This window comes from Candidatus Allofontibacter sp. (assembly GCF_040404065.1).
GTDB lineage: Bacteria > Pseudomonadota > Alphaproteobacteria > Pelagibacterales > Pelagibacteraceae > Fontibacterium.
In genome coordinates, this window is sequence record NZ_JBBAJM010000001.1 from 300,874 (window position 1) to 323,817 (window position 22,944).

The 22,944-nt window shown below is 30.0% G+C and carries 23 protein-coding genes; 15 read left to right on the top strand and 8 right to left on the bottom strand.

Translation table 11 applies throughout. The features are described from left to right. Positions 1-5 precede the first annotated feature (5 nt). Positions 6-839 (bottom strand): GNAT family N-acetyltransferase, encoded by an 834-nt coding sequence (locus tag AC8IG9_RS01630; RefSeq protein ID WP_507425081.1) that lies wholly within the window; start codon positions 837-839, stop codon positions 6-8. Between the two features lie 108 nt (positions 840-947). Between AC8IG9_RS01630 and AC8IG9_RS01635 the strand changes: the two genes are divergently transcribed. The 7 genes from AC8IG9_RS01635 (at position 948) to phoB (ending at position 7,441) form a co-directional block, all read left to right on the top strand. Then, complete coding sequence (locus AC8IG9_RS01635; protein ID WP_507425082.1) at positions 948-2,147, top strand: sensor histidine kinase; 1,200 nt, start codon at positions 948-950, stop codon at positions 2,145-2,147. A 145-nt stretch (positions 2,148-2,292) separates the two neighbouring features. Continuing rightward, positions 2,293-3,318 carry a phosphate ABC transporter substrate-binding protein PstS gene (gene pstS / locus AC8IG9_RS01640; protein ID WP_507425083.1) on the top strand — a complete coding sequence of 342 codons (1,026 nt, stop codon included), beginning with the start codon at positions 2,293-2,295 and terminating at the stop codon, positions 3,316-3,318. Between the two features lie 77 nt (positions 3,319-3,395). Beyond that, positions 3,396-4,358: a phosphate ABC transporter permease subunit PstC gene (gene pstC / locus AC8IG9_RS01645; RefSeq protein ID WP_507425084.1), complete on the top strand. Its 963-nt coding sequence runs from the start codon at positions 3,396-3,398 to the stop codon at positions 4,356-4,358. 1 nt (position 4,359) lies between these two features. Next, positions 4,360-5,208: a phosphate ABC transporter permease PstA gene (pstA, locus tag AC8IG9_RS01650; RefSeq protein WP_507425085.1), complete on the top strand. Its 849-nt coding sequence runs from the start codon at positions 4,360-4,362 to the stop codon at positions 5,206-5,208. After that, positions 5,205-5,963: a phosphate ABC transporter ATP-binding protein PstB gene (gene pstB / locus AC8IG9_RS01655; RefSeq protein WP_507425086.1), complete on the top strand. Its 759-nt coding sequence runs from the start codon at positions 5,205-5,207 to the stop codon at positions 5,961-5,963. The genes pstA and pstB overlap by 4 nt, the downstream gene beginning before the upstream one ends. Positions 5,964-6,054: 91 nt before the next feature. After that, on the top strand, positions 6,055-6,753 hold the full coding sequence (gene phoU / locus AC8IG9_RS01660) for a phosphate signaling complex protein PhoU (protein ID WP_507425087.1): 699 nt from the start codon (positions 6,055-6,057) through the stop codon (positions 6,751-6,753). Positions 6,754-6,757: 4 nt separating this feature from the next. Further along, entirely contained in the window at positions 6,758-7,441 is a 684-nt protein-coding gene (gene phoB / locus AC8IG9_RS01665) for a phosphate regulon transcriptional regulator PhoB (RefSeq protein WP_507425088.1), read from the top strand. Here the strand turns inward: phoB and AC8IG9_RS01670 are convergent. Further along, complete coding sequence (locus tag AC8IG9_RS01670; protein WP_507425089.1) at positions 7,438-7,941, bottom strand: SixA phosphatase family protein; 504 nt, start codon at positions 7,939-7,941, stop codon at positions 7,438-7,440. The two genes, phoB and AC8IG9_RS01670, sit on opposite strands and share 4 nt — an antisense overlap. 41 nt (positions 7,942-7,982) lie before the next feature. Here AC8IG9_RS01670 and AC8IG9_RS01675 point away from each other — a divergent pair, with 41 nt between their 5' ends. Next, positions 7,983-10,103, top strand: coding sequence for an RNA degradosome polyphosphate kinase (locus AC8IG9_RS01675; RefSeq protein WP_507425090.1), 2,121 nt, complete (start codon positions 7,983-7,985; stop codon positions 10,101-10,103). Between the two features lie 7 nt (positions 10,104-10,110). After that, positions 10,111-11,604, top strand: a complete 1,494-nt coding sequence (locus AC8IG9_RS01680; protein ID WP_507425091.1) for a Ppx/GppA phosphatase family protein — start codon at positions 10,111-10,113, stop codon at positions 11,602-11,604. Here the strand turns inward: AC8IG9_RS01680 and AC8IG9_RS01685 are convergent. Next, positions 11,601-12,119, bottom strand: a complete 519-nt coding sequence (locus AC8IG9_RS01685; protein ID WP_507425092.1) for a GcrA family cell cycle regulator — start codon at positions 12,117-12,119, stop codon at positions 11,601-11,603. The two genes, AC8IG9_RS01680 and AC8IG9_RS01685, sit on opposite strands and share 4 nt — an antisense overlap. A 145-nt stretch (positions 12,120-12,264) precedes the next feature. On the opposite strand from AC8IG9_RS01685, the gene AC8IG9_RS01690 reads away from it, so the two are divergent. The 4 genes from AC8IG9_RS01690 to AC8IG9_RS01705 are packed head-to-tail and all read left to right on the top strand — an operon-like array spanning position 12,265 to position 15,876. Continuing rightward, positions 12,265-13,074, top strand: a complete 810-nt coding sequence (locus AC8IG9_RS01690) for an ABC transporter permease (protein WP_507425093.1) — start codon at positions 12,265-12,267, stop codon at positions 13,072-13,074. Between the two features lie 5 nt (positions 13,075-13,079). Further along, a complete protein-coding gene (locus tag AC8IG9_RS01695) occupies positions 13,080-14,243 on the top strand; it encodes an aspartate aminotransferase family protein (protein WP_507425094.1) in 1,164 nt (387 codons plus the stop codon). 2 nt (positions 14,244-14,245) lie between these two features. Next, positions 14,246-15,175 (top strand): ornithine carbamoyltransferase, encoded by a 930-nt coding sequence (argF, locus tag AC8IG9_RS01700; RefSeq protein WP_507425095.1) that lies wholly within the window; start codon positions 14,246-14,248, stop codon positions 15,173-15,175. After that, on the top strand, positions 15,172-15,876 hold the full coding sequence (locus AC8IG9_RS01705; RefSeq protein ID WP_507425096.1) for a nucleotidyltransferase family protein: 705 nt from the start codon (positions 15,172-15,174) through the stop codon (positions 15,874-15,876). The genes argF and AC8IG9_RS01705 overlap by 4 nt, the downstream gene beginning before the upstream one ends. On the opposite strand, the gene gpmA is transcribed toward AC8IG9_RS01705, so the two are convergent. Then, positions 15,866-16,588 (bottom strand): 2,3-diphosphoglycerate-dependent phosphoglycerate mutase, encoded by a 723-nt coding sequence (gene gpmA, locus AC8IG9_RS01710; protein WP_507425097.1) that lies wholly within the window; start codon positions 16,586-16,588, stop codon positions 15,866-15,868. The genes AC8IG9_RS01705 and gpmA overlap by 11 nt on opposite strands. 33 nt (positions 16,589-16,621) lie before the next feature. On the opposite strand from gpmA, the gene cutA reads away from it, so the two are divergent. Together cutA and AC8IG9_RS01720 are read left to right on the top strand one after the other, a co-directional pair. Continuing rightward, the gene (gene cutA / locus AC8IG9_RS01715) at positions 16,622-16,939 is read left to right on the top strand and encodes a divalent-cation tolerance protein CutA (RefSeq protein WP_507425098.1); all 318 of its coding nucleotides are present in this window, start codon (positions 16,622-16,624) and stop codon (positions 16,937-16,939) included. Positions 16,940-16,980: 41 nt separating this feature from the next. Further along, positions 16,981-17,583 carry a transglycosylase SLT domain-containing protein gene (locus AC8IG9_RS01720; protein WP_507425099.1) on the top strand — a complete coding sequence of 201 codons (603 nt, stop codon included), beginning with the start codon at positions 16,981-16,983 and terminating at the stop codon, positions 17,581-17,583. Here AC8IG9_RS01720 and AC8IG9_RS01725 read toward each other — a convergent pair. The 4 genes from AC8IG9_RS01725 to msrA are packed head-to-tail and all read right to left on the bottom strand — an operon-like array spanning position 17,573 to position 22,918. Next, a complete protein-coding gene (locus AC8IG9_RS01725) occupies positions 17,573-20,695 on the bottom strand; it encodes an efflux RND transporter permease subunit (RefSeq protein ID WP_507425100.1) in 3,123 nt (1,040 codons plus the stop codon). The two genes, AC8IG9_RS01720 and AC8IG9_RS01725, sit on opposite strands and share 11 nt — an antisense overlap. A gap of 5 nt (positions 20,696-20,700) precedes the next feature. After that, the gene (locus AC8IG9_RS01730) at positions 20,701-21,570 is read right to left on the bottom strand and encodes an efflux RND transporter periplasmic adaptor subunit (RefSeq protein WP_507425101.1); all 870 of its coding nucleotides are present in this window, start codon (positions 21,568-21,570) and stop codon (positions 20,701-20,703) included. A 56-nt stretch (positions 21,571-21,626) separates the two neighbouring features. Beyond that, positions 21,627-22,463 (bottom strand): rhodanese-like domain-containing protein, encoded by an 837-nt coding sequence (locus tag AC8IG9_RS01735; protein ID WP_507425102.1) that lies wholly within the window; start codon positions 22,461-22,463, stop codon positions 21,627-21,629. Next, positions 22,463-22,918 (bottom strand): peptide-methionine (S)-S-oxide reductase MsrA, encoded by a 456-nt coding sequence (msrA, locus tag AC8IG9_RS01740; protein WP_507425103.1) that lies wholly within the window; start codon positions 22,916-22,918, stop codon positions 22,463-22,465. The genes AC8IG9_RS01735 and msrA overlap by 1 nt, the downstream gene beginning before the upstream one ends. Between the last annotated feature and the right edge of the window lie 26 nt (positions 22,919-22,944).

The window sequence follows — 22,944 nt, forward strand, 5'->3', positions numbered from 1 at the left end:
AAATATTATAAACTAAATTTCTTTAAATATTCAGGTTTAATCAAATTAAAAGGAAGATAAATAAATACATCAGTTGTTTTAAATATTTTATCTACAACTGCACCATCACCAATTTTAGCGCCTAATCTTAAATAAGCTTTAATAAGTGGAGGTAATCTTTTAATGATTGAAAGATCAGACATGCCCTCAGTTGGCACTAAATTCATTTGAGTTTTTTTTGAAAAAATTGCATCAACTCTTATATTTTCTGGCATTAAAAACTTTTGATATAAATACGAAAGTTCTTCTTTAATTACTTCTGGATTTTCTTCTAAAAAACTTGCCATTCCAAAAAGAACGTCATTTTTATTATGCTGAACATATTCATTAATCTTTGACCACATTAAATGTAAAACATTTTTTTTTCTAAACTGTTGAGATACACAGGATCTACTTAATTCTAATCCGTTCTGTGGTCTATCTTGAGATTTATACAATGTATTTAAATTAAATTCTTCAGATGAATAAAAACCACATTGTTGTAAGGCTACTTTTTGTTGAAGTAATCTATAAGTACCTACAATTTTAGTTTTACTAAATTTTGAAGCCTTAAATGTAACTATAATGTGATCACTATATTTATCAAATTTATCAGCATCTCTTTTAAAAGAACTTAAATTGAAAATTTTTTGACCATTTCTTTCATTGAAAAATATTTTATATCTAAGTCTTTGAGCTTTTCTAATTTCGCTTTTGCTATTCGCTAGATAACAATCAAATACAGGCTGAAAAAAATTACTTGTTGAGACAAAAAAATCTTTAGGTAAATATTTAGTTTTTAAATTATCTATAATTGCCATTGAGGCTTCAATTAGGTGATTTGTATGTAAGTAAAATGAAATTTATGTTTCATTTTTGTTACGTAGATTAATAGAATAAGTAATGATTTAATTGGCTATAATGAAACAATGCTGAAATTATTTATCTTTATAGGTCTTGTAACAAATATTGTTAGTTACTTATATTTTTCTTATCCCTTACCAATACTATTTATAAATATAGCTTTATTATTATTAGTTTATTTATTTAAAGAAATTAAGATTGAAGAAAGTTCTGATAAAAATAATTTAATTATTAATAATGATAGTCTATTAAACACAAACCTTAAAGAATTTTTTGTAAACCATTTACAAGAAATTGTAATTATAATTAATAAATTTAATATTATTACTTTTGCAAATAGCCAGGCTCTAAATTTTTTTGGTAACAAACTGTTAGGCCAAAATATTGGATCTGTATTAAGAATTCCAGATTTGTTAGATGCCATAGATCATAATAGACAAGATAAATTAATAAAAAAAATTGATTTAGAATTAAAATTTCCTACTTATAAATATTTAAAAGCAGATGTTATTTCTGCAGAACTAGAAAACGTAATTATAATTATGAGAGATTATACAGAAGTAAAAAAGTCTCAAGATCTTAGATCCGACTTCGTCGCAAACGTAAGTCATGAATTAAAAACTCCATTAACTTCCATAAAAGGATTTTTAGAAGTAATTGAAACTTCAGCTAAGGACGATCCTCAAATGCAAAAAAAATCTATTAAGATTATGCAAACCCAAGCTAATAAAATGCAAATTTTAATCGATGATCTTTTAATGCTAAACAGAATTGAACAACAAGAACATATTAAACTTAGAGATAGAGTAAGCATTAATGAAGTTTTAAAAGAAGTTATTTCAAATTATACCACGTTAGCTAATGAAAAAAATATTAATATAAAATTTATTAACTCTAAAAAAGATTTTATAGTTAAAGGTGATAAAGAAAAACTTATTGTTTTATTTAAGAATATTTTTGATAACGCAATTAAATACTCATTGCCCAATACAGAGATTAGTTTTGAAGTGAACTCTAAAAATGGAAAAGTGCTAATTGTGATACAGGATCAAGGAATAGGAATTCCTAAAAGAGATATTCTAAGAATAACCGAAAGATTTTATAGATCAGATAATGGAAAAAAATTAAAAATTGAAGGAACCGGTATTGGCTTATCTATTGTAAAACACATCATTAATCAGCATGAAGGAGAACTAAGAATCTCTAGTATGGAAGGCAAAGGATCCGAATTTATTATTGAATTGCAGGAATTCGAAAGTTCTTAAAAAATCCTCTTAATTTCTTAATTTTTTACTCTGAGTACAACCAAAAATTTAGTTTTTGTAACAAATCTTTAATAAAACTGTAACATAATACCTCATTAGTAAGCATAAAAATGCTCCATTAAATTAATTAAACCAAGGAAAAAAAATGAAAAAAACTAAGTTTATTTTATCATTTGTTTTAGCTTTGTTAATTTCTACAAACGCTTTTACAAAAGGTATTGAGATCACAGGTGCAGGAGCTTCTTTCCCAGCGCCTATTTATACAAAATGGGCCGAACAATATAAAGTAGCTTCAGGCGATAGCTTAAACTATGCTTCTATTGGTTCGGGAGGCGGAATCAAACAGATTAAAGAAAAAACAGTTGATTTTGGAGCTACAGACAATCCGTTAAAAGGTGATGAATTGGAAAAAGATGGAATGGTTCAATTCCCAGCAATCATCGGTGGAATAGTTGCAATATTAAATGTTGATGGTTTTAAACCAGGTGAATTAAAAATTGACGGTGAAACTTTAGCAAAAATATTTGCTGGAGAAATCGAAAATTGGAACGACAAGCAAATTGCTGCTTTAAATCCAGGAAAAAAATTACCTGATCAAGCTATTACAGTTGTAACTAGATCAGACAGTTCTGGAACAACAAAAATATTTACTGATTATCTTTCAGCAGCTAGCGCTTCTTGGAAAGAAAAAATTGGTTCAGGCGGAACAGTAAATTGGACAGCAAAATCTAATACTGGCGGGAAAGGTAACGAAGGTGTTGCTGCAAACGTAACTAGAATTAAAGGTGCAATTGGTTATGTTGAATATGCTTTCGCTAAACTTAATAAAATTACATATTTAAGCATGAAAAATCATGATGGAAAATATGTACAGCCAAGCCTTGAATCTTTCGGAGCGGCAGCAACCAATGCTAATTGGGCAAGCACGCCTGGAATGGGAATTACGCTTGTTAATCAAAAAGGTGAAAAATCTTGGCCGATTACAGGTGCATCTTTTATTTTGATGTACAAAGACTCAGCAAATAAAGAAAAATCAAGCGCTGCTTTGAAATTTTTTGAATGGTCGTTCAAAAATGGTGGTAAATCTGCAGCAGAGCTAGACTATGTTGCTCTTCCAGCAAGTCTTACTGACTACATTTCTAAAAACGTTTGGAGTCAAATTAAAAGATAAATTAGTTAATTACCAATTACCCCGGCCTATTAACCGGGGTAATTTGTTGATACAGTCTTCTTTATAATATTATAAAAATGCCCAAAACTGCTAAAACCAAAGTAGTTAAAATTCAAAAGATACAGGATTTTCTTTTTCATAAATTTACTCTTTTTTTTGCTGTTCTAGTATTAATATTTTTAGCAGGAATTATTTTATCTTTAATTATAAGTGCCTGGCCTACTTTTAAAGAATTTGGTTTTAAATTTTTTATTAGCACCGATTGGGATGTAGTAAATTCTAAATTTGGAATGGTTATTTCTATTTATGGTACTTTAATATCAGCCTTAATAGCCTTAATTATTGCAGTTCCTATAAGTTTTGGGATAGCTTTATTTTTAACAGAAATTTCTCCTAATTGGTTAAAAAGACCCCTGGGTACAGCTATTGAATTATTAGCCGCAGTACCTTCCATTATTTATGGAATGTTTGGTTTATTTATTTTTGCTCCTATTTTTGGAGATTATATCCAGCCAATTTTACAATCAGTATTTGGAAAAATTCCTATTATAGGAGCTTTATTTGTTGGGGCGCCTAATGGAATAGGAATGTTGTGTGCGGGAATTATTTTAGCATTCATGATCATACCTTTTATTGCGTCAGTGATGCGAGATGTATTTGAGATAGTTCCTTCAGTATTAAAAGAGTCGGCATATGGAATTGGATGTACAAAATGGGAAGTTGTTAGCAAAATTGTATTTCCTTATGCGAGAAATGGAGTTGTAGGTGGCGTGATGTTAGGCCTAGGAAGATCATTGGGAGAAACTATGGCTGTAACTTTTGTTATAGGGAATGCAAACAGAATTAATGCTTCCTTATTTGCACCAGGATCTTCAATAGCATCAACTTTAGCAAATCAATTTGGAGAAGCAGAGCCTGGGTTACATTATTCATCTCTTTTTGCTTTAGGACTTGCACTATTTATAATTACTTTTGTTGTTTTAGCTTTAGCAAAGTTCATGTTGTTTAGTATGGAGAAAAAAGAAGGGGTTAGAACTTAAAATGAATAATTCAATATATAAAAGCAGAAAAAGAAAAAATTTTATTGGTTTATTTTTATCAAATGCAGCGATGGTTATAGGTATTAGTGCTTTAGTTTGGATTTTGATTATACTTTTTTCTAAAGGCTTCTCTTCTTTGCTTAATTTAAATACTTTTATTAACAGTACGCCTGCTGCTGGATCTGCGGGCGGAGGTTTAGCAAATGCAATTGTAGGAAGTTTAATGATTGTTTCTTTAACAACTGTAATTAGTACACCGATCGGTATTTTAGCTGGAATTTATTTATCAGAATATGGCAATAAAAATTTTATTGCATCACTCACTCGTTTTGTTTCTGACATTATGCTTTCAGCCCCCTCTATAGTGATCGGTCTATTTGTGTATGCTATCTACGTTGCTAGAGTTAAGCATTTTTCAGGATATGCAGGATCATTAGCTCTGTCATTACTTGCCGTACCAGTTATTTTAAGAACTACTGAAAATATTTTACGTTTAGTGCCTACACAATTAAGAGAAGCAGCTTATGCCTTGGGAGCGCCAAAATGGAAAGTGTCTTTAAAAGTTGTTTTACGTTCAGCAAAAGCTGGCGTTATGACTGGTGTATTGCTTGCTATTGCAAGAATTAGCGGCGAAACTGCACCATTATTATTTACCGCTCTCAATAATCAATTTTTCTCATCAGACATGAATAAACCAATAGCTAATTTACCTGTGGTTATTTATCAGTTTGCTTTAAGCCCATATAAAAATTGGATAGATTTGGCCTGGGGTGGAGCTTTATTAATTACATTAACCGTTTTAATATTAAATATTATAGCAAGGGTTTTTTTAAAGGAGAAAACAGCATGATAAAAAATGCTATTGAAGTAAAAAAATTGAATTTTTATTACGGTAAATTTAAAGCTTTAAAAGATGTCAATTTAAATATTGAAGAAAAAAAAATTACAGCTTTTATAGGACCTTCAGGCTGTGGAAAATCAACTCTTCTTAGAACATTTAATCGAATGTACGATTTATATCCAGACCAACGTGCTGAGGGAGAAATTAATCTATACGGAGAAAATATTCTTAATCCAAAACTTGATTTAAATTTGTTAAGATCAAAAGTTGGAATGATTTTTCAAAAACCAACACCGTTTCCTATGTCTATATACAACAATATAGCGTTTGGAGTGCGTTTGTATGAAAATTTAAATAAAAAATCTATGGATGAACGTGTTGAATGGGCTTTAAAAAAAGCTGCATTATGGAATGAAGTGAAAGATATTTTAAATCAAAGTGGACTTTCTTTATCGGGAGGCCAGCAACAGCGCTTATGTATAGCTCGAGGCATTGCTGTTAAACCTACAGTTTTATTGCTGGACGAGCCGACCTCTGCATTAGATCCAGTTTCAACAAACAAAGTAGAAGAGTTAATAAATGAATTGAAGAAAGACTACACCATAGCAATTGTTACGCACAATATGCAACAAGCAGCGCGTATTTCTGATTTTACAGCTTTCATGTACCTAGGTGATTTAATGGAATTTAATAAAACAAAACAAATGTTTCTTAAGCCAGACCGTAAAGAAACGGAGGATTATATCACGGGCAGATTTGGGTAATTTTATGATGAATATAATTATATATAATTTTTTTTTTACAATAAGAACCAAAGCGTATAATAACAATTTAACTTGGAGGCTTAAATAAAATATGACTGAACACATTGTAACTTCATTTGAAGGGCAATTACAAAATTTACATAACACAATAATTAAAATGGGAGCTTTAGCGGAGAGTCAGTTCTCCAGCTCCATTACTGCTTTGCAAAAAAGCGATCAAGATTTAGTAGATAAAATTATTGGAAAAGATGACAGAGTTGATGAGTTTGAAAAAAAAATTGAGGCACAAGTAATCGACCTTATAGCTTTACGCCAACCTTTGGCCATTGATTTAAGAGAAACAGTTTCTGCGATGAAAATATCATCAGAACTTGAACGAATTGGTGATCTTTCAAAAAACATTGCAAAACGATCAAGAATTTTAAAATTAACGTTAGACCCTAAAATTGCAACAGATATAAAAAATTCTGCAGAATTTGTGCAAAAAAACTTAAAGCTTACAATGGACGCTTATGCAAAAAGATCAGCAGAAAGTGCTTTAGAAGTTTGGGGAAAAGATAAAGAAATAGATGACTCAATTAATTTGTTAATGGAAGAATTATTAAAATTTATGAAGTTAAATAAGAAAAATTTAGAAGATGGAACTCACCTTTTATTTATAGCAAAAAATATTGAACGAATTGGCGATCACGCAACTAATATTGCTGAGCATATTTATTTTTTAATTAAGGGAACACAAATTAAAGGACAAAGACCTAAAGGGCAGGATTCTATAGTTTCGGGCAAATAACTTAATGTCAGCAAATATAGTAACCGTTGAAGATGAGATACCATTAATCACTCTACTTAAATATAATTTAGAGAAAGAAGGATATAAAGTTAAGAACGCCGAGACCGGACAGGAAGCATTGCAACTAATTAAAAGTACATTGCCAGATCTTGTAGTTTTAGATTGGATGTTGCCAGATTTTTCAGGAATAGAAGTTTGTAAACAAATTAAGAGAGATAAAAAATTAAAAACAATACCAGTCTTGATGTTAACTGCAAAAAGTGAAGCAGAAGATAAAATTATAGGATTTGAAAATGGTGTTGATGATTATCTAACCAAACCTTTTAATAATAAAGAATTAATTTTAAGACTTAAATCTTTATTGAAAAGATCAAAACCTTCTTTGCTAGAAGATTTAGCAATATTTAAGGATTTAAAAATTGACCGTATTACAAGAAAAGTTTTTAGAGATGACAGGGAAATTAAACTAGGGCCAACAGAATATAAGTTATTGGATTTTTTAATCAAAAGTCCACAAAGAGTATATTCACGCGAACAGCTTCTAAATAATGTTTGGGGAGAAAGTATTAATGTTGAAACCAGAACTGTCGATGTTCACATTAGAAGATTAAGAAAAGCAATAAATATTGATAAAAAGAATGATCTAATTAGAACTGTTAGATCATCAGGTTATTCTTTAGATTCTTAAGCTAAGTCTATCGGTCTTTTAAAAAAAACTAATTTACCGCTACGTTCTTTAATTTTTTTCCATTTTTTTATAGAAAAAGTTATTTTTGCAATAGCGGAAGTACTAAATTTTTTGTCTTTAAATAGGAAATAATTTTTTTTTATAAGTTTATTAACTAAATTTTTACAAGTGGGCTCGTGATTAACAAGAAGAATACTTTTATAATTATTTTTAGTTTTTTTTATTATATTAAATATCTTATCTTCATTAGATAAATATAATTTTTTAGTAAAAATTTCTTTTTTTATTTTTATTTTTTTTTTTAATAATTTAAAAGTTTCCTTAGTTCTTTTAGAAGAAGAAACGTAAGCAAAATCAAATTTTATTTTTTTTATTTTTAGAAATTTAATTATAAATTTGATATCTTTTCTTCCTTTAGAAGACAGAGGCCTTTCAAAATCGCTAATATTATGGTCATTCCAGCTAGATTTGGAATGCCTCATGACATATAAATTTAACATTATTGTAATATATTAAGTCATAGATTTTTAGATAAACTCACATGCAAAGAAAAGAAAAAAAAATAAATAAGTACATTAATCGAGAAATATCTTGGTTAAAATTTAATTTGCGAGTTCTAGCAGAGGCTTCAAATTTAAAAAATCCTACACTAGAGCGTTTAAAATTTTTATCAATAGCAGCAAATAATTTAGATGAATTTTTCATGGTCAGAGTAGCTGGGATATATAATCAAATTAAAGATAAAGTTTCTTTTTTATCACACGACGGACTTACAAGTGAAAAACAACTTGAACGTATAATTATTAAAACCAAAAAATTATTATCAACTTCCAATGAAGCTTGGTCGAATTTAAAAGTTGATTTAAGCAAAGAAGGAATATTATTTGCGTCTTATCGTGATCTTAATAAGTCAGAAAAGGCTAGATTAAATAAAATTTTTAGAGAAAATATCTTTCCAGTATTAACTCCGTTAATCATAGATCCATCACATCCGTTTCCTTTTATTCCTAATAAAGGACATTTCTTAGTAATGCTTTTAAATAAAAGAAATAAAAGTAAAAAATTTTTTGCTACTATTTTAATTCCGCAGAATATTGAGCGTTTTATTAATATTAGCAATAGAGCTGATATAAAAAAATATTTAAGCATTGAACACATCATCAGTAATTACGTAAATTATTTATTCCCAGGCTATCATCTTAATAAATATACATCTGTTAGGATCATAAGGGACAGTGATATCGAGTTTGAAGAAGAAGCGGAAGATTTAATAATGTACTTAGAAAAAGCTTTAAAGAAAAGAAGAAAAGGTCGAATTGTTAAATTAGAAATAAGATCTAATGCAGATCCATTGTTGAAAAAATTTGTTTATAAAAAATTAGAAGTAACAGAGGATGAAGTATATGAGATGGATAGTTTTGTTGGAGTACATCAGATTGATCAAATTTATAATAAAAAAGATACAAATTTAGTATTTAAGTCATTTAGTCCAAGGCAAGTTGAAAGATTAAAACAGTTCAATGATGATTATTTTGCAACCATTAAAGCTAAAGATTTTATAGTTCACCACCCTTATGAAACTTTTGATTCTGTTATTCAGTTTTTAAATCAGGCCGCAGAAGATCCTAATGTAATTGCTATAAAACAAACTCTTTACAGAACAACTTCAGATTCACCAATTGTTAAAGCATTAGTATTGGCATCAGAAAAAGGAAAATCAGTTACTGCGGTAGTCGAGGTCAAAGCTAGATTTGATGAAGAAACTAATATTAGTTTAGCCTCCACTTTAGAAAAGGCAGGAGTACAGGTTGTTTATGGCTTCATAAAGCTAAAAACGCATGCAAAAGCAAGCTTAGTTGTAAGGAAAGAGAAAAATAAACTTATCAGTTATGTGCATCTTGGCACGGGTAATTATCATCCTGTAAATGCCAAAATATATACAGACTTGTCATTTTTTAGTTCGGATAAAATTATATGCGAAGATGTAGAGAAATTTTTTAATTACATAACAACTTATGCCGAACCTAAAAAGTTAAAAAAAATAATTCTTTCTCCATTATTTCTAAGAACAAAATTATATTCATTAATAGATAAAGAAATTGAAAATAAATCAAAAGGTAAACATGCCGAAATATGGCTAAAACTTAATTCTTTAGTTGATAAAGCGATGATTGATAAATTATATCAAGCATCTAATGCCGGTGTTAAGATTTGTTTATTTGTTAGAGGTATTTGTTGTCTTAAACCTGGAATTAAAGGACTTTCAGAAAATATTATTGTAAAAAGTATTGTGGGGAGATTTTTAGAACATTCAAGAATTTATTGTTTTGCAAATGGAGAAGTGATGCCATCAAGATCTAATCTTGTTTTCTTTAGTTCCGCAGATTTAATGACAAGAAATTTAGATAGAAGAGTAGAGTTATTTATACCAATAGAAAACCCTACGGTGCACGAGCAAGTATTAGACCAAATTATGCTTGCGAATTATAAGGATGCTGAAAATAGTTGGTTTCTAACATCTAGTGAAGATTATGAAAAAATTCAAGTTACAGAAGATGATAGTTTTTCTGCACATAGTTATTTTATGAAAAATCCAAGTTTATCTGGAAGAGGAAATTCTATTAACTTAACAATGCCAGAAAAATTAAGATTAGTTAAGTAATATCAATATGATCACAAAACAAAAAGATTTTATAAATAAAGAAGCCATCATTGATCTTGGATCTAACTCTATTCGAATGCTGATCTATGATAATATTTTAAACTCGCAAATACCGGTATTTAATGAAAAAGCTGTTTGTCAATTAGGTAAAAATTTAGACCGCACTGGTAAACTTGACCCCAAAGGATCAGAATTTGCTTTAAATGTTTTAAAAAGATTTAAACAGATACTTAGTAATTTAAAGGTTAAAAAATATAAAGCGATAGGCACAGCTGCTCTTAGAGAGGCAACTGACGCAAAAGAGTTTATTGCTAAAGCTCAAAGAATTATTAAAAAGAAAATTATAATTTTATCTGGAAATCAAGAAGCAGAAAATTCAGCCCTTGGAGTAATTATAGGTTTTCAAAAAGTAAATGGAGTTGTTGCCGATTTAGGAGGAGGGAGCTTAGAACTTGCCAGAGTTGAAAAAAATATTATTCATGAAAAAATATCTTTACCATTAGGAGTTTTAAGGTTGTTTAATCAACCCAAGAGAAACAAGAATAAGGTAAGAAAAATAATAAGTTTTTATTTAAATAAAATTGAATGGTTAAGAAAAAATAAAATCAAAAACCTTTATTTATGTGGTGGAACATGGAGAACCTTCATGAATGCTCACATGATTAAAACAAATTATCCTTTGCCTATCTTACATCAATATAAACTAACAGGTTTTGAAGCTTTAAAATTTGCAAATAAATTAAATAGCGTAAAAGCAATTAAGTCTGAGAAATTATTGTCAGCAACTAAATCTAGAAGTAATTACATTCCAATAGGTGGATATATATTGTCCAACCTTATAAAAATTTGTGATCCTGCCAATGTATTTATTTCACAATCCGGAGTTAGAGAAGGTTCGTTAATTGGAAAATCTCATTTAAAAGTTTTACAGAATAATTCTTTAAATAGATCTGTGCATTTTATATCTCATAAAAAAGCAGATTATGCAGCTAATTATATAAAATTATATAATTTTATTAAAAATCTTTTCTCAAGTAATGAAAAGCATTTTTCTCATAGGCTTTTGCTACCAGCTTGTTCATTAAGTAATTTTGATTGGGGTCTTGGAGTTTATCAAAGAGCTGAATTAGTTTTTCAAGAAGTTATCAATGCACCAATTTTAAAATTATCTCATAGTGATAGAATTAAACTTGGTCTAGTTTCATTTTGGAGACATTGTTCTACAAAATATTATCCTAATGTAGAGTTTGTAAAATTATTAACTAATGAAGAAATTATGGCTTGTAGACAGATTGGAGCGGCATTGAGATTGGCTTCTTCAGTTGGAGTTATTTCTAATATATTTTTTGATAAAATTAAAATTTACAAAAGCGGTAATAAAGATTTAATTTTAAAAGTTTCTAAAAAAGATACACAGGTAATTTCTAATCAAGTTCAAAAAAGACTGAAATCTTTGGCAGAAGAAATGAAATTAAAGTCTAAGATTGTTTATTCTAATTAAGCAGACTTGATTTTCTTTTCAAGAAACTCTGGAAGTTCTTCTGTTCCTTTTGTATTCTTATCTTCCTCTTCATCATTTTTCCATCCCTTAGGTTGATAAGCATGAAGAACGTGTAATTTACAATAAACTCTTTCTTCCATAGGATTTCTTCCACAGAAATAAAAATTCGCTTCATCTGGATGTCCTATAGGCCAACGACAAGTTTTTTCATTTAAATTTTCTAAGGCAGTCGGATTTTCAGGTTCAAAATCTTTTTCAATAACAATAGCTCTAAGACCACGAGGTTTTCTTAATCTTTTTAAAGGGACGCTATTTTTGTGATGAAATTTGTTTTCACTTTTTTGAATGTAAATATTTCTAGAATGAGATCTGCCAGCAAGTCCTAAACGGTGTGATTTTCCAATAACAGCATTTCTAGAAATGCTCTCGCCTAGCATTGCAGCTATTTGGCTCGCAGTATGACCTTCGTTCCAAAGTTTTTTTAATTGTTCAGTTTTTTCTGGTGTCCATCCCATAAGACGCTTTAAATACTATATGTAGTTTAACATGAAGTAAATTATACTATATGTGGTATAAAAAAATGTAGATAAATCAGTGATTTATTTAATTTATGTAAATCTATCCACATTTATTTATATATTTTAATAAATAGTTAAAAATATGAACGCGATTAAAGATTATAAAATTAGAATTCCAGTAGTGATTAACATCAACTGGATTGGTTTTTATACGCTTTATAAAAAAGAAATTTTAAGATTTTTAAATGTATGGATACAAACTGTATTTTCACCAGTTGTAACATTAGTTCTTTTTTTAGCAGTTTTTACAGTAGCTCTAGGCCTTAACAGAAATAACGTTTTAGGTCAGGAATATGGTGTTTTTATATTGCCTGGTTTAATCTGCATGCAGATATTACAAAATTCGTTTGCAAACACATCTTCTTCTTTAATGATTGCTAAAGTCCAAGGAAACATTGTTGATATATTGTTTCCTCCACTTAGCGCTATGGAGGTGACAGCGGCAATGCTTTTAGGAGCAATCACAAGAGGTTTAATTATTGGGTTTTTTTCTGTGCTAGTAGTTATTCCGTTTGCTCATGTTCCAGTTCATAATATTTTTATAATATTTCTATTTGCTTTGCTTGGATCTTCAATGCTTGCATGTTTAGGATTTATTACAGGGTTATGGGCTCAAAAATTCGATAATATGGCAACAGTTACAAACTTTATTATTATCCCGTTATCATTTTTATCAGGAACTTTTTATTCTATACAGAATCTACATTCGATCTTTTATTATATTAGCCACGCAAATCCTTTCTTTTATGCAATTGATGGATTTAGATATGGATTTTTAGGACAGGCCGATGGATCAATTGTTATTGGATTTTTTTATTTAACAATTATCAATTTAGCTTTGTGGTTTATATGTTATATCCTTTTTAAAAAAGGTTACAGAATTAAAAGCTAATTTTCATGAGTTCAATACTAGGCACATATAAGAGAAGAGAAGTTTCTTTTGCTGAAGGAAAAGGTGTTTATCTTACTTCAACAACGGGAGAAAAATATTTAGATTTTGTCTCTGGCATTGCTGTTAATTCTTTAGGACATTGTCATCCACATTTAGTTGAGGCGATAAAAAAACAATCAGAAAAATTATGGCACGTATCAAATGCCTTTACAATTCCTGAACAAGAAAAATTAGCAAAAAGATTAACCGATAATACTTTTGCTGATTTTGTTATGTTTGTAAATTCAGGAACAGAGGCAACAGAGGCGAGTATTAAAGTTGCAAGAAAATATTTTTTTGAAACAGGTCAGCCAGAAAGAAATAGGATTATTACTTTTGAAGGAGCTTTTCACGGCAGAACCCTAGCAGCTTTATTTGCCGCAAATAACAAAGAGCATACTCTTGGATTTGGTCCTAAAGTAGATGGTTTTGATCAAGTTCCATTTGGTGATCATGAGGCTTTAAAGAAAGCAATTACAAAAAATACAGCTGCCATTATGCTTGAAACTGTTCAAGGAGAAGGCGGAGTGAGAGTTGTTCCAGACTATTGTTTAAAACCTTTAAGAAAGCTTTGTGATGATAATGGAATTCTACTTATTTTAGATGAGGTTCAGTGTGGAATTGGAAGAACTGGAAAATTTTTTGCATTTGAATGGGCAAATATTGTTCCCGATATTGTTCCTATCGCAAAAGGAATTGGTGGAGGTTTTCCAATAGGAGCATGTTTGGTAAATAAGAAAGTTGCTGTGGGTATGAAGCCTGGAACTCATGGTAGCACATTTGGAGGAAATCCTTTAGCGATGAGCGTAGGCAATGCAGTATTGGATATAATTTTAGAAAAAGGTTTTTTAGAACACGTTCAAGAAGTCGGCAGTTATTTTGAAAAAAAATTAAAAGAAGTCCAAAAGCAATATGGCAATGTGATTGAACAGGTAAGAGGGATTGGTCTTTTAAGAGGGATTAAGCTAAAAGTAGACAATGGTAAGTTTTTAGATCATTTATTTCAAAATAAAATGCTAGCAGTAAAAGCTGGTGATAGCGTTGTAAGATTATTACCTGCGCTTATAGTTGAAAAAAAAGATATTGATGAAGCAATAAGAATAATTACAAAAACTTGTTCTGAATTTTAATTATGAAACATTTTTTAGATTTAAGTCTAATTGATAAAAGAGATTTGAGACAGATTGTCGAAAATTCTAAGACTAGAAAAAAAAATAGAAGTACCAAAGGCAAAGTCCTTGTAGATAAAGACAATCCTTTAGAAGGTAAAATGCTGCTTATGGTTTTTGAAAAACCATCTACAAGAACAAGATTGTCTTTTGATTTAGCAATGAGACAGCTTGGGGGTCAAACTATTGTTATTAACTCTGAGAATTTGCACGTTGGAATTGGAGGAGAAACTATAGAAGATACGGCAAGAATTTTTTCGGCCTTTTCAGATATTGTTATGCTTAGAACTTTTGAACATAGTACTTTGTTAAAATTTTCAGAGCTTCTTACAGTTCCTATTATCAATGGATTAACTAACGACAGTCATCCTTGTCAGATTTTAAGTGATGTAATGACCTTTGAAGAAATTAAAGGTTCAATTAAAGGAAAGAAAATTGCTTGGGTTGGTGATGGTAATAACGTTACCAATTCTTTGATGGAAGCTGCCGCTCAATTTGATTTTGAATTAAAGATTGCTTGTCCGAAAGATTATATGCCATCGAAAAAAGTTATTGCTTGGGCGAAAAAGAGAAAAGCAGATATTGAAATACTACATGATGCAAAAGACGCCGCAGATAATGCAGATTGTATTATGACGGATAAATGGATTTCTATGGGTGATAAAGGAAACTTAAGTAAAAAAAGAAAAGCATTTAAAAATTTTCAAGTGAATGAAAAATTAATGAAGATTGCAAAAAAAGATGCAATTTTTATGCATGACTTACCAGCGCAAAGAGGAGAAGAGGTTAGTGCTGGTGTTATTGATGGAAAACAATCAGTAGTGTGGCAGCAAGCTGAAAATAGACTGCACTGTCAAAAAGGTATTATTGAGTGGTGTTTAAAAGGTAAATGATTGAACGAGCGATTGTTCTAGCCGCTGGCTTTGGAAAAAGAGTTCTTCCACTTACAAATACTACTCCAAAACCATTATTAAAAATTAATAATGTTAGTTTACTTGAGAATACCTTAAATTTTTTAAAAAAATTTGGCGTTAAAAGCTTTGCTATTAACACTCATCACTTGGGAGACCAGATTATCTCTTTTGCTGAGAATAATAAAAATAAATACGATATTAAAATTTTTAAAGAAAAAGATATTCTTGGCACAGGTGGTGGAATTCGTAATGCGTTAGATTTTTTTCAAGATAAGCCTTTTATCTCTATTAATAGCGATACGATTTGGTCCGATGAGTATTTATCTCCATTAAAAAATTTATATAAAAACTTTACTCAACATAACGCTTGGTCCGGTCTTTTAATGATAAAAAAGGAGAATAGTTTTGATAAAACTTTAAGAGGCGATTTTACTATAAAATCTGAGCCTTTCTTATTTAGACAACCTGGAGATACTAATAATTTAATTTTTACAGGCTGCCAGATCATTAATCCTACTTTATTAAAGAGTAAAGTGAATGAAAACTTTTCCATTCAACCCGTTTGGGATGAAGCAATTGCTGATAAAAAAATGGTTGGAGAAGTGTCACCAAATATATTTTATCACGTGACTGATTTATCTATTTACGAGAAACTAAAAAAATTAGACCTTATTCGTTAATCGGAATAGGTTTTGCTCTTTTTTGATCAAGATAAGAACTGCTTAACACACTCATATCTTCTTTAAATTTAATATGAATTGGATTTCCAGTTGGAATTTCCAATTCAACAATTGCGCTATCACTTATATTAAATATTTTTTTACAAAGAGATCTTAAACTGTTGCCATGTGCTGATACGATTAAGTGCTTTTCTTTTTTTAAAACAGGTAAAATTTTACTATCGTAATAAGGAATAACCCTCTTAAAAGTATCTTTTAATGATTCAGTATCTGGAATTAAATCTTTATTAATATTTTTATAGATTGGATAATGCACGGGATGATCAGGATTACTCCTATCCATAGCTGGCGGAGGAATATCATAACTTCTTCTCCAAAGTTTTACTTGTTGCTCACCATGTTTTTTAGCAGTTTCTTCTTTATTAAGACCTTGAAGCGCTCCGTAATGCCTCTCGTTTAACTCCCAAGCCTTAATAATTGTTTTAATGCTCTGATCTAATTTTTTATTTATTTCATCTAAAGTTAGAATCGCTCTCTTTTGAAAAGAGGTAAAAGCAAAATTAAAATTAATATTAAGATCTTTAATTAATGATCCTGCTTGTTGAGCTTCCTCTATTCCTTTTTTTGTAAGATCAGAATCATACCAACCTGTAAATCTATTTTCTAAGTTCCATTGACTTTGACCATGTCTGACTAGAATTAAATTATACATTTTTTATTTTTTAAATTGTGATACTAAAAATTCATGAGTGATTATAAATTATTTTACATTACTTGTAAGAATAAAAAAGAAGCAGAAAAAATAGCCTCCGATCTTGTTAAAAAAAATCTAGCAGCCTGCGTAAATATTTTACCTGGTATAAAATCTTATTTTAAATGGAATAAAAAAATTAACACTGCAAAGGAGATAGTCCTCATCGGCAAAACAACAGCTAAAAATATGAATAAAATCATAATTCATGTAAAAAAAATTCATTCTTATGACTGCCCATGCATTATTTTTGTGAGTTTAAAAAATGGTAACAAAGATTTTTTGCGCTGGATTAAGAGTTCTGTTCAATAGACTTGTTTAAATTTTTTTTTATTTAAATTAAGTTTGTTTTAATGATTCGAAACAGACTTAAATTCTTATTATATTTATCTCTTTTATTTATTACTTCTTGCATTACTGCACCAAGAAATACCGCAGATACTTGTCAAATGTTTACTGACAATTATTTCTGGTACAAATTTGTAAAGAATTCAGAAAAAAAATGGGGAGCCCCTGTGGAATTGCAGATGGCAATTATTCAAAGAGAATCTGATTTTGATTGGCTGGCTTTGCCTGAGTGGGATAAATTATTTAAAGTTATTCCTTATAAAAGAAAATCGACAGCTTTTGGATATTCGCAAGCGGTTGATAAAACTTGGGAACAATTTCAACGTGAAACTAATCAGCAACTCGCGCTTAGAGTAAGCTTTAATGATTCAGTTGATTTTATTGGTTGGTATATAAATAAAACTCATCAATTATTAAAAATTCCAAAGAATGATTATTTTAAACAATATATTGCTTATCATGAAGGGTGGGGCAATTTTAAAAATTACAAGAATTCACCAAAGGTTATTCCGTACGCAAGATCAGTGGAAAGAGCGGCAAAAAAATACAAAGCCCAGCTTGAGCGATGCAAACATCAGTTAACTACTAATAAGTATTTTATTTATTAGAACTTTCTTTTAGCTGTCTTTCAAGTTCGATTTCAACGGCATCAACTCTTCCAGAATCTTTTCCAATCATTAAATACATTGCTGGAATAACGTATAGCGTAAATAAAGTTGAGAAGAGTATTCCCATAAATATGACTATTCCAACAGTCATTCTACTTGCTGCTCCAGCTCCTGTTGCGATGATTAGCGGTATCACTCCAACAATAGTTGCAATAGAAGTCATCAAGATTGGTCTTAATCTTACTTTGCAAGATTCAATAATCGCTTGCTCAATAGTTTTGCCTTCAGCGCGAAGTTGATTAGCAAATTCAACAATTAAAATTCCGTTCTTGGCGGCGAGTCCTATCAAGACAATTAATGCAATCTGACTGTAAATATTTATTGAACTTCCTATAATCCATAGACCAATAATTCCTCCTAAAATTGCAAGAGGGACAGTTAACATGATTGTTAATGGGTGTTTCCAGTTTTCAAATTGCGCAGCAAGAGATAAATAAGCTGTAAATAATGCAAGTATAAATATGAAATAAATGTCCGAGCTAGTATTTTTATATTCAAAGGATTCTCCTTTGTAATCCACTCTAGCTTCAGGTGGTAATTTTTGTTTTACTAATGTTTCTAAGTAATTAAGAGCTCGTTCAATTGTATAGTCCCCAACCATTCTAGCGCTTATCGTTACAGCTCTTTCTCTGTTGTATCTATTAAGAGATGTAAAAGTTGCGGCAGTTTCAAAAGAAGCAATTGTTGATAAAGACACAAGTTTACCAGAACCCGTTCTTAGATATATTTGTTTAAGATCAGAAGGTTTTACTCTATTTTTAAGATCTGCTTGTAGCATTACAGAGTAAGTTCTTCCGTTGTATAGATATTTTGTAACCTCTTTTGATCCATACATTGTTTGTAAGGTATTACCAATTTGGTTGATATTAATTCCAAGATCAGCAGCTTTTTCTTTATTAATTTTAAGAACTAATTGAGGAATTGTTAAATCCAAATCATCGTCCACGTTTACTAAATTTTTATTATTAGCTATTTCTTTTTTTAGAATTTCTTTCCATTCAATTAACTGTTCATAAGTATTTCCTTTTAAAACGAATTGAATTGGTTTATCCGCAGCTCCACCTCTCAAACTTTGTGGCATAATAGGAAATGCTTTAACTCCCGGAAACGTATTCAGTTGTTGAAATACTTCACCTAAATTTTTACCCGTAAAAGCTTTTCTTTTACCCCAGTCCTCAAGCAGGACTACAATAAAGCCAGAATTTACTTGTCCAGCCGAAGCACCAAAACCAGGTATTCTAGCAAGAACTTCTTTGTACTCACCTTTACCAAGTTTGCTTAAAAATAAACTTTCAATTTTTTCAGTTTTTTCTTTTGTGTATTCATAACCAGCTCCATCAGGCGCTTGAACGACTACATAAAAAACTCCTCTATCTTCTGGAGGAACTAATTCTTTAGGAGTTAATTTGAATAAAATTCCAATTATAATTAAAATCGAAACTAGAAAAATTATAACTTCTTTTTTTTTGTGTAATATTAAATTTAAAGTTTCAAAGTAAAAATTTGTAAATCTGTTTAGATATAAATCAAACTTTTCAACAAGCTTTGGTTTTTCATGAGATATTTTTAAATATTTAGACGCAAGCATAGGTGATAGTGTTAATGCCACAAAAGCCGATATCGCTACTGAAAAAGAAAGCGTTAATGCAAGTTCCGTGAATAATTTTCCAACAATTCCTTGAACGAATATTAGTGGCATAAAAACTGCAATTAAAACAACCGTAGTTGAAATAATTGCAAAAGAAACCTGACTTGCTCCTTTATAAGCCGCAACTAAAGAGGTCTCTCCTTGTTCCATCCTTCGATAGATATTTTCAAGCATCACAATAGCATCATCGACTACCAGACCAATCGCAACTACGAGTGCCATTAAGGTGAATAAATTAATACTAAAATTTGCAAATCGAATTGCAAGAAATGTTGATATTAACGAAACCGGAATTGCAAGGGTTGGGATGACAACTGCAGAAAGATTTCCTAAAAATAAATAAATAATTGCAACAACTAGAATTACAGAAATAAAAAGTGTTTTATAAACTTCATCAACTGCAGCCTTGATATATTCTGATCGGTCAAAAGCAACATCAAGCTCGAGACCCTCCGGAAGATTTTTTTTAACTTCCTGAAGTCTTTTTATTACTCCTTTAGCAACGTCAATAGTATTTGCATCCGATTGCTGATAAATTCCAATACCAACTACTGGATAACCATTACCTTTAAACATTGTTTCTATATTTAAGGCCCCAATTTCAACTCTTGCTACATCTTTTAATCTTACAACCGAACCATCTTTTTGAGTTTTAAGAACTAAATTTTTAAAATCGTTAACATTTTTATAATTCCTATCTAATTTTAATACTAAATCAGTATTTTTAGAATTTAATTTACCAGCTGGAAAATCTAAATTCTCTTTAAGTAAAACAGCTTCTACCTCTTGTTCGGTTATATCCCTAGAAGCAAGTGCTATAGGATTTAACCAAACTCTTATCGATAATTGTTTTTCACCGCTAAGAATAATCTGTCCAACGCCAGGCACACTTGAAAAATAACCTGTTAAATATCTGAGCGCATAATCACTCAATTCTATGTTTGATAAATTTTTGCTTCTTAATCTAAGCCAAATAGTTATTGTATTGCTCTCCGTAGTTTTGAATATAACTGGTAAACTTAAAGGCTGACCAGATGCATTCGTGGGTAAGCTGTTTGTTACTTTTGAAACAGCATCTCTCACATCGTTAGCCGCTTCGTCAACGTTTACACCAATCTCAAATTCCATTTTAATGGTTGATCTTCCATCAACGCTTGATGATGATATCGTTCTAATTCCCTGAGTTCCTCCAACGGTATCTTCAATAAGCTGAGTGATTTGTGAATCAACAATTTCGGCAGAAGCTCCAGTGTAGTCTGTTCTTACAGTTACAACTGAAGGGTCAATGTTAGGAAGTTCTCGAACTGGAATTTTACTAAAAACAACAAGGCCAAATATAATTAATACAATGGACATCACAGTTGCAAAAACTGGACGTTTTATTGAAATATCAGTTAGTAACATTTGTATTAGTTAACAACTTTAATTAAAGATTTATCCCTTATCTTTGAAATACCTTCTTTTACAATTTGATCACCAGAATTTAACCCAGAAATAATTTCTGCTTTACCAAAATTTCTTAAACCCACTTTAACCTCTGTAAGTGCAACTGATTTGTCGTCTATAATTTTATAAACAATAGTTTTATTTCCTTGTTGAACTATAGATTCTTCCGGAACTTCTAAAGCCTCTTTTTCGTTATAAATAATAGAAATATTTATTAACATCCCCGGCACAATTTTAAGTCCCGTATTTTTAATTCGAACCTGCGTTAATATAGATCTCGTAATAGGATCAACTCTTGAGCTTACGGTTTCTAAAATTCCAGTAAATTTTTCTTGTAAGTCATCTGTGCTTACTTCTACTCTTAAATTCCTTTTTAAAATGCTTGAATAGTTTTCAGGAATTTTAACATCAACTTTAACTGAATCTATATCATCCAAAGTTGCTATAATTGATTCATCGCTACCAAAGATACCAGGCGTTATTTCTCTAACACCTAATCTTCCTGTGAAAGGTGCAACAATTTTATCGTTCTTCAATTGAGCAATAAGCTGATTTTTTTGAACTATTAAATTTTTATCAAATTCTACTGAACTAATTAAATCTACTTTTTTAATTCTAATCGCAAAAGATTGATTAGCAATTGCTGTTCCAAAAGTGTCTATAGTTTCAAAAAACTTTGCAGTTTTAACTGAATACGTAGTAACTTCTGTTGGTCTTGTAACATTAATTTGTTTTTGTATGTAGCTGTTAAGAATTAATCTTCCCGCAACAACTGCAACAACTAATAGGACAATAATTCCTGTAATAATGATAATTTTTTTTTTGGCATTCATGAAAACGTCTTCATATCACGGTTTAATTAAAAAAAGAATTTTTATATTAATTGAATTTATTGAACTATTTCGTCTTTTTGTTGACTAGCCCATTCCGTCCAGGAGCCATCATAAATTGAGAATTTTTTACCACCAATAATATTAAATGCTTTTGCAATGATACAAGCTGTTACACCTGATCCACATGAAAAAACCGCATTTGAATTTTCATTGATATTAATTTTTTTAAATTTATTTCTTATATCTTGTTCTGGTAAAAAACATTTTGTAATCGGATCAATGCACTCAGGCCAAGGTACGTTGCAACTATTTGGAATAGATCCACTTTTAATTTCTGGTCTAGGCTCAGGATCAACACCTTCAAATCTACCTTTGCTTCTAGCGTCTATTAAATCAAATTTTTTATTATGAATGTTTTGTTGAACTTGTTTAATAGTAGTAAGTAAATTATCTATAGTTGAGCATTTAAAATTACTTTTAGAGATATTTTTTTTATCTCCGTTTTCTAATTTTTTATTCTCATTTTTCCATTTAATTAAACCTCCATCCAAAATTGAAACATTGCTGTGGTTAAAATGATTAAACATCCACCACACTCTTGGAGAGCTAAAAATACCAAGACTATCATATACAATTATATGATCTGAATTTTTAATACCAGTCTCTGAGCATAGTTTTTCAAATAAATCTTTAGGCGGAATGGTGTGTGGAAATTTTCCTAAAGGATCAGAAAATTTATCGATATCAAAAAAAATAGCATTAGGAATATGCTCTTTTAAAAACTCATCTTTTCCAATTCTTTTTGTATTTGGCATATGCCAAGAGCAATCCAAAATTTTAATATTATCTGTATAAAGATTTTTATCTAGCCAGTCCGTTGTTACTAATGACATTAATATTTTCCTAATTTTTTTAGATATTTTTGATGGTATTCTTCTGCTAAATAAAATTCATCTGCTTTAGTAATTTCAGTTACGATGCTGTTGTTAAATGTAGTTTTGTTCATCTCTTGCTTTGATTTTTCTGCTTCAACTTTTTGATTATTATCTAAGTAAAATATTGCTGAACGATATTGTTCACCAATATCAGGACCTTGTCTATTTAACGTGGTTGGATTGTGAGATTTCCAGAACACATCTAATAATTGTTTGTAGCTTATAATATTTTCATCAAAATATATTCTCACAGCTTCAGCATGACCTGTTTCTTCATAACAAACTTGTTCATAAGTTGGATTTTTAATTCTACCACCTGTATATCCAACTTCTGCTTTTGTAACACCTTTTGTCAGGTCAAATTTTTTTTCAACTCCCCAAAAACATCCAGCAGCAAAAATAGCAACACTCATAAAATTTTATATTAAAGTTATTTTTA